This window comes from Lutispora sp., assembly GCF_041687175.1.
In the GTDB taxonomy this organism is placed as follows: domain Bacteria; phylum Bacillota; class Clostridia; order Lutisporales; family Lutisporaceae; genus Lutispora.
Map to the genome: position 1 here is coordinate 1 of NZ_JAWLCK010000131.1, position 6,920 is coordinate 6,920.

Annotated in this window: 6 protein-coding genes; all 6 read right to left on the bottom strand. The window is 38.3% G+C overall.

The genetic code is table 11. From position 1 onward, the window contains the following. Nucleotides 1-96 precede the first annotated feature (96 nt). Nucleotides 97-1,680, bottom strand: a complete 1,584-nt coding sequence (locus ACESM9_RS13465) for a restriction endonuclease subunit S (RefSeq protein WP_372999663.1) — start codon at nucleotides 1,678-1,680, stop codon at nucleotides 97-99. A 346-nt stretch (nucleotides 1,681-2,026) separates the two neighbouring features. After that, on the bottom strand, nucleotides 2,027-3,397 hold the full coding sequence (gene rlmD, locus ACESM9_RS13470) for a 23S rRNA (uracil(1939)-C(5))-methyltransferase RlmD (RefSeq protein WP_372999666.1): 1,371 nt from the start codon (nucleotides 3,395-3,397) through the stop codon (nucleotides 2,027-2,029). Beyond that, a complete protein-coding gene (locus ACESM9_RS13475) occupies nucleotides 3,351-3,929 on the bottom strand; it encodes a DUF1003 domain-containing protein (RefSeq protein ID WP_372999670.1) in 579 nt (192 codons plus the stop codon). Before ACESM9_RS13475 ends, rlmD begins: the two co-directional genes overlap by 47 nt. A 193-nt stretch (nucleotides 3,930-4,122) precedes the next feature. After that, nucleotides 4,123-4,542: an acyl-CoA thioesterase gene (locus ACESM9_RS13480; protein WP_372999673.1), complete on the bottom strand. Its 420-nt coding sequence runs from the start codon at nucleotides 4,540-4,542 to the stop codon at nucleotides 4,123-4,125. A gap of 14 nt (nucleotides 4,543-4,556) precedes the next feature. Then, a complete protein-coding gene (gene pyk / locus ACESM9_RS13485) occupies nucleotides 4,557-6,311 on the bottom strand; it encodes a pyruvate kinase (RefSeq protein ID WP_372999676.1) in 1,755 nt (584 codons plus the stop codon). A gap of 11 nt (nucleotides 6,312-6,322) precedes the next feature. Further along, nucleotides 6,323-6,920, bottom strand: a 598-nt coding sequence (locus tag ACESM9_RS13490) for an ATP-dependent 6-phosphofructokinase (RefSeq protein WP_372999679.1), incomplete at its 5' end; no start/stop codon positions are given.

The window sequence follows — 6,920 nt, forward strand, 5'->3', positions numbered from 1 at the left end:
TGACTATCCACAGTGCAGCAGTTTTAATCTTGCTTGCGGAATTTTGAGCTATTCTACGAATCTTAATGCTAATTTTTCATATTAACTTTACAAAGCCTATAATAATTTTTCATATATTTTTTGCTTTTCAGCGGTGAAACGCTCTTCCGCTCTACTAACAGTCTCCCTATACAGTGAACTTTCCTTTTCATAATGGGTTACTAACTCTTTTTGCTCTTCCATACTAAGAAGCGGTATTTCCATTTCAGCGATGTCCATATGATTTATATTTACAACGGTTGTCCCCCGTTGAAAGCTTTTTATGAGCGCTATTCCCACTGGACTTTCAAAGAATATCCTGAGATAATCACTTAAAATTCTATGATTTGGTCTTATAACAATAACATTAGCTGAAGCAATAACAATACCTTTCTGTTTGCGAAATACACCTGTTTTAATAGCTGTCCCCCTGCAAGATAGGACTATATCTCCGTCCATCAATTCATAGCGTTTGATTTTTCGCTCTTCTTCTTCAATACTGTCCATATCGGAATAATCAATGCCGGTATCGGTAATGTTTGAAATGTTCAGTACCTTAATATCCCCGGGCTTCACATCTTTTTTTAAGATTGATTTCCCCCTGAAAACCTCAGCGACTTCATGTAGTTTTACTCTTTCAAGTTTTGATGACTTATACTTTTTGATATTCTCGTCATCATCTTCCAGTATGAGTTCAATACGCCAATCCTCATGACTTGAAAATTCTTTGCCTCCCACCACTTTCACTTTATCGATATACAGACCGTTATCATAACCTAAATAACCTACAGTCACAATTTCTTTTTTCGCAACACCTATTCTGAGCATACAGGTCTTTATACTGGTATATGGTCTGAAAGTACCTTCAGGAAGACTGTAAATGCCCTCCAATTGATAATTGGTCATAATATGCTCGCGCAGCTTAGCTTCTGAACCACTTGAAAATGTTATCTTTGCTGGTAGCACAGTCACGAGTGTACCTTTTTCCGATAATTGTCTAAGTAAATTTTGTGTTGCAATAATATCTGGTCTTGAAGACATGAAATTGTTGTTTAAAGATTCAATTTTCCCACCAAAATCAGGCAGGGAATAAATAAAGTCAAAACATGTGTCAATGAGAAGCTCCTGGTATATAGATTGATTAAGTATGCTGACATTCTTGTATTCTTCAAATCCCATCTTAAGCAACATAAACATTAGTGCATTTGAGGTGGTAAATACTATGTTGCTTGACTTATGTTTATCCACAAAGTTTTTAAGACCTGAAAGGCTTTTCTCTGCTTCGGTAATAAGAATCGTCCGAGCATTTACTTCCTCTGCCATGCTACAAATATATTCCGTCAAATAGGCAGGAGAGAATATCTGGCCAAAGCGGTCATTTTGATAAAGTTTAAGAGTGAACTCAATAAGATCTATATTATGAGCAACTTTATAAACAGTAGAGAAAAAATCCCTGTCTCCCGGAAAGTATCCCAGTATTGTATTTTCTGTAGACTGCTTCATTAATTCAAAAAGCTGCTCTTCATCCTGATTGGATTTTTTCTGAGATTTCATTGCTTTCGCTGTAAGTTTAACACGCAGCATTTCGTTTAATAATTGCTCTCTGGAGGTTATACCGCGAATGGTAAACAAATTAATAAAGTAATCTATTGATGTATTCACGTTTTTCCTCCTTTCTATCAATATGTGAAAACCTTCCACTAATAGTAGTGTATCAATTAAAATTTAATATGTCAATACTAAAATTTAATATTGGTAATTTGAAGCTTTAAAAACATATAAAACATGCTAGACAAGAGAAAAAATATTTATATACTTTACATCCATCCTGTCTCCTCAACCCTATGAAAAATACTCGTTATCTATTCTGTCAACTCAACCCTATCTATTTTTGAGTTAAATTTCACTCAAAAAATACCCCCTCGATATGTTCCCATGTACGTATTTTGGACCTTTAGGTTGAGTAGACAACTTGGATGTACTTCCGGAAACCTAGTAAAATAAAGGCTTACAGCCTTGACATCAATACCACGCTCTCAACATGCACTGTTTGTGGGAATTGGTCCACTGGTTGTACTTCTTTTACTTCGTAGCCGTTGCTGTTCATATACTTCAAGTCCCTTGCCAGGGTTGAAGGGTTGCAGCTCACATATACCATGCGCTTTGGTGACATCTTTACGATGACCTCCAGTAGTTTCTCATCGCAACCTTTCCGTGGTGGGTCCACAACCACCACATCTGCCTTTATTCCTTCTTCATAGAGCTTGGGTATCAGTTCCTCCGATTCTCCTTGTATGAACTCTACATTTTTTATGCCATTAATATCAGCATTTACCTTTGCATCATCTATTGCTTGTCCCACTATTTCCACTCCATAGACCTTTCTTGCTTTTTTGCTGAGGAATAGGGATATGGTGCCTATACCACAATAGGCATCTATGACTGTTTCTTCTCCAGTGAGATTTGCATATTCTAAAGCTTTATTGTACAAAACCTCTGTCTGGACAGGATTTACCTGAAAAAAGGACTGTGGTGAAATTTTGAACTTAAACTCCCCTATGTAATCAAATATATATCCTTCTCCATATATAACTCTATTCTTTTCTCCCAATATTACATTGGTATTTTTCTTATTGATGTTCAAAACCACTGTTTTCAGGTTATCAATGCTTTGCTTCAATTCTTCAACCAGTTGAGCTTCATGGGGTATTTCTTCTCCGTTTATCACTATGCATATCATGACCTCCCCTGTTTTGAAGCCTTTTCTGGTCATAATGTGCCTTATGAGGCCTTTCCCTGTTTTTTCATCATATATGCTTATATCATGTTTAATTATAAAGTTTCTTATGAGCTCCAGCACCTCATCGTTTATCCTGTCTTGTATCATGCAGGTGTTGGTATCGATTATATCATGGCTTCTGGGAGCATAAAAACCAATATTAATCTTCCCATCTTTCATTCCAACAGGAAACTGGGCTTTATTTCGATAATTCCATGGCTCATCCATCCCTATTGTTTCGTGAATCTTTATATCCCTTAGTCCTCCGATGCGTTCCAAAGCTTCCTTTACAAGCCTGGTTTTATAATGAAGCTGTCCTTCATAGCTCATGTGCTGTATTTGGCAGCCACCACATCTTTTTATCATAGGGCATTGGGGTTGGGTCCTGTAGACTGAAGGTTCTATGACTTCCAAAAGCTTTCCATAGGAATAGTTTTTCAATATTTTTACGATCCGGATTTTTACTTTTTCACCCATCAATGCCCCATCTACAAAAACCGTATAGCCTTCGATTCTTCCTACACCCATGCCTTCACTGGTTTCACTTGTTATATCAATTATATAGTCTTGATTTTTCTCGACTGGTATTCTCTTCTCCATCTTTTTCTCTCCCTAATACAATCTCTTGCCTAAGAGCTTCTATCAAGCTCATTACATTTTCTATTTCATCCTCCAATAAACGCTGTCGATGTAATATATTATCTATTTTCATGTGCAAATCTTCAAGTATTATTTCAGATTTCATATTTATCAAATACTCATTTTCTGCCCTCAGCCTGTCTTTTTGAGCCTCCCTGTTCTGGCTCATCATGATTACGGGAGCCTGAATAGAAGCTATACAAGCCAGCACTAAGTTTAGAAAAACATAAGGGTAGGGATCAAAAGGGGTTCCTAAGACCCATCTTGTGTTTATAATACCCCATGCTAATACAACTATCACAAAAAAAATGATGAATTTCCAGCTTCCTGCAAATTCAGCCATTTTATCTGCTGCCTTCTGCCCAGTTGTAAGCCTTTTGCTTAGCTCTATGTTTATGTTCAGAGAGCGTCTGTCTCTTAAGAGTTCATGAATTTTCTGTTCCCTCTCGCTTTCATCGGAAATAAGTATTTCAGCTAAATCTTTTTTGGACAAGTCTTTCACCCCTGCAAGTTTTTTATTTATTTATATATTTTGCTCAACATCTAGGAGTGTTTATTCAAAAGCCATAACTTCCAAAAAAAAAGCACCATATAGGTGCAGTAATTAGAATCAGTTACATTCTGATTATTACCAAATATTTCATTGCTTAAACATTTTTTATCATTATTTATGTATTTATTATATTTTATAATGACATGACATTAAGGAGTTTATCATATATATCAGGATATTTTTTCTTCAAATTAATAGGTCTGCCTTCCATATTGGTAAAGCCGCTTGTAGTTTCGCCTTCAGCTAATAATACTCCATCTACGGCTCTTATGAGCTGATAGCTGAAGGTTATTCTGGCTGCAGTCATTTCTTTTATCATAGTTCTAACTATCAGCTGGTCATCATATTTTGCAGGCACCCTATATTTGCAGTGGGTTTCTACAATAGGAAGCATTACTCCTGCTTCTTCCATGTCCTTGTAGGACATGCCTCCCATCTCCCTTAAAAATTCAGTCCTTCCTATTTCAAAATAGATATAATAATTAGGATGATATATTATACCCATCTGATCTGTTTCTCCATATCTTGTCCTCAAAGTTGTCTCATGAATCATATACTTCACCGTCCTTACAACACTCTGGCTTTTCCCCTATATACCAGTCCCCTGCTGCCGTCAACCGTTACAGTCAGACCATCTTCCAGAATATCTGTAGCCTTATCCACTCCTACTATAACCGGTTTTCCAAGTTCAAGACCTACTATGGCAGCATGAGAAGTAAGTCCTCCCTCTTCAATTATAAAGGCTCCTGCTTTCATCATAAGAGGTACCATATCATAGTCTGTTGCTTCTGCTACTAATATATCTCCGTAATTTATCTTATCTGCTTCTTTTTCACCATTTCTGATGATACATACTTTTCCTGTCACAGCTCTGTTTCCTATTCCCATTCCTTTGGCGATGACTTCACCTACCACATGAACCTTTATAAGGTTTGTTGTTCCAGCCACTCCTACAGGGATTCCCGCAGTAATAACCACCAGATCTCCATTTTCGATGAGTTCCGATTCCAATGCCTTGTTTACAGAGTGCTGTATCATTTCATCGGTGCTCTCCGTAGTTCCAACTATTATTGGAGTCACCCCAAAGCTTAAAGTTAATTTCCTTGCTACCCTATCATCAGGGGTAGCAGCAATTATTGGAGCCTTGGGTCTGTACTTCGATACCATTCTTGCAGTTGATCCTGATTGAGTGGGGGTAATTATCGCAGAGGCACCCAAATCCATAGCAGCAGCACAGCTTGCATAGCTTATGGCATTTGTTACAGTTATTGTCTCCCTGCCATCTGTTTTAATCAGTTTTTTTCTATAATCCAGAGCCATCTCTGTTCTCTCAGCCACTGCTGCCATGGTAGATACAGTATCACATGGATATTTTCCCACTGCGGTTTCGCCAGACAGCATCACTGCATCAGTACCATCAAATATTGCATTGGCGATGTCAGTAACTTCTGCCCTTGTTGGTCTGGGGTTGCGGATCATGGATTCCATCATCTGAGTAGCTGTTATAACCGGCTTTCCCAGAGAATTAGCCATGGCAATAAGGTGTTTTTGTACAAGTGGAATGTCCTGGGTAGGAATCTCTACTCCCAGGTCACCTCTTGCTACCATGAGTCCATCTGCAACTCTCAGGATTTCTTCACAATTATCAACACCCTGCTGATTTTCTATTTTCGCTATTATCTGTATATGGTCTGCTTTTCTCTGTTCCAAAATCCTTCTTATTTCATATATGTCTGATGCTTTCCTGATAAAGGATGCAGCTATAAAATCTATATCATTGTTTATACCAAAATTAATATCCTCGATATCCCTTTGGGTTACTGCAGGAAGCTTTGATGTGGCTCCAGGAATGTTCACATTCTTTCTATCGGTGACTGTGCCGCCATTTACTACCTGGCAGAATACATCTGTTTCATTCTTATCCAAAACCTTAAGTTCTATCAAACCGTCTGCTATCAATATCCTTGACCCAGTGCTTACTTCTTTGGGCAGATTCTTATAGCTTATGCTGACGATTGTATTATCTCCTTCTATTTCCCTAATGGTGAGTGTAAAAGAGTCCCCGGATTTAAGTTCAGCTGAACCTGTTTTAAATTTGCCAAGTCTTACTTCTGGTCCTTTTGTATCCAGCATAATGGCAACAGGCTTGTTGAGCTTCTGCCTGGCCTTTTTTATATTGTCAATTCTCTGTTTATGCTCTTCATGGGTCCCGTGGGAAAAATTCAACCGGGCCACATTCATGCCTGCTGTTATGAGTTTTTCCAACATCTCAACGCTTTCACTAGCTGGACCTATAGTGCATACAATCTTGGTTTTTCTCATTGTTTCTCCCCCTAAATAGATAATATCTTTGCCAGTTCGTACATATCCATATTAAAGGTTTTAGTCATTTCCAATGCTTTATCAATGTCTTCATCAATTATTTTGTTGTCTCTAATGCCTACGACCCTTCCAGATTCTCCGTTAAGCAGTGCTTCTACAGCTCTTGAGCCTAACCTGCTGGCCAGGATCCTGTCAAAGGCCGTTGGGTTGCCGCCTCTTTGGAGATATCCTAGTATGGTTACTCTAACTTCCATACCAATTTTATTATGTATTTCTTCTGCTAATTCTGTTGCCTTTCCTACTCCTTCTGCCAGTAATATGATGCTGTGGAGCTTACCTCTGTTCTTTCCCTGCAACAGCCTTTTACATACATCATCGCAGGCATAATTCACCTCAGGAACTATGATGCTTTCTGCACCCCCTGCCAAGCCGGCATAGAGCGCAATATCTCCCGAGTTTCGTCCCATTACCTCGATTATGCTGATCCTCTCATGGGATGTGGTGGTATCCCTTATCTTATTTATTGCATCCAATACTGTGTTGACTGCGGTATCAAAGCCAATGGTATAGTCTGTATAAGCCAAATCATTATCTATAGTTCCAGGTACC

Excerpts from the sequence above, each read along its gene's own strand:
- rlmD (WP_372999666.1), bottom strand. The coding sequence starts at position 3,397 with ATGGAGAAGAGAATACCAGTCGAGAAAAATCAAGACTATATAATTGAT.
- ACESM9_RS13480 (WP_372999673.1), bottom strand. The coding sequence starts at position 4,542 with ATGATTCATGAGACAACTTTGAGGACAAGATATGGAGAAACAGATCAG.
- pyk (WP_372999676.1), bottom strand. The coding sequence starts at position 6,311 with ATGAGAAAAACCAAGATTGTATGCACTATAGGTCCAGCTAGTGAAAGC.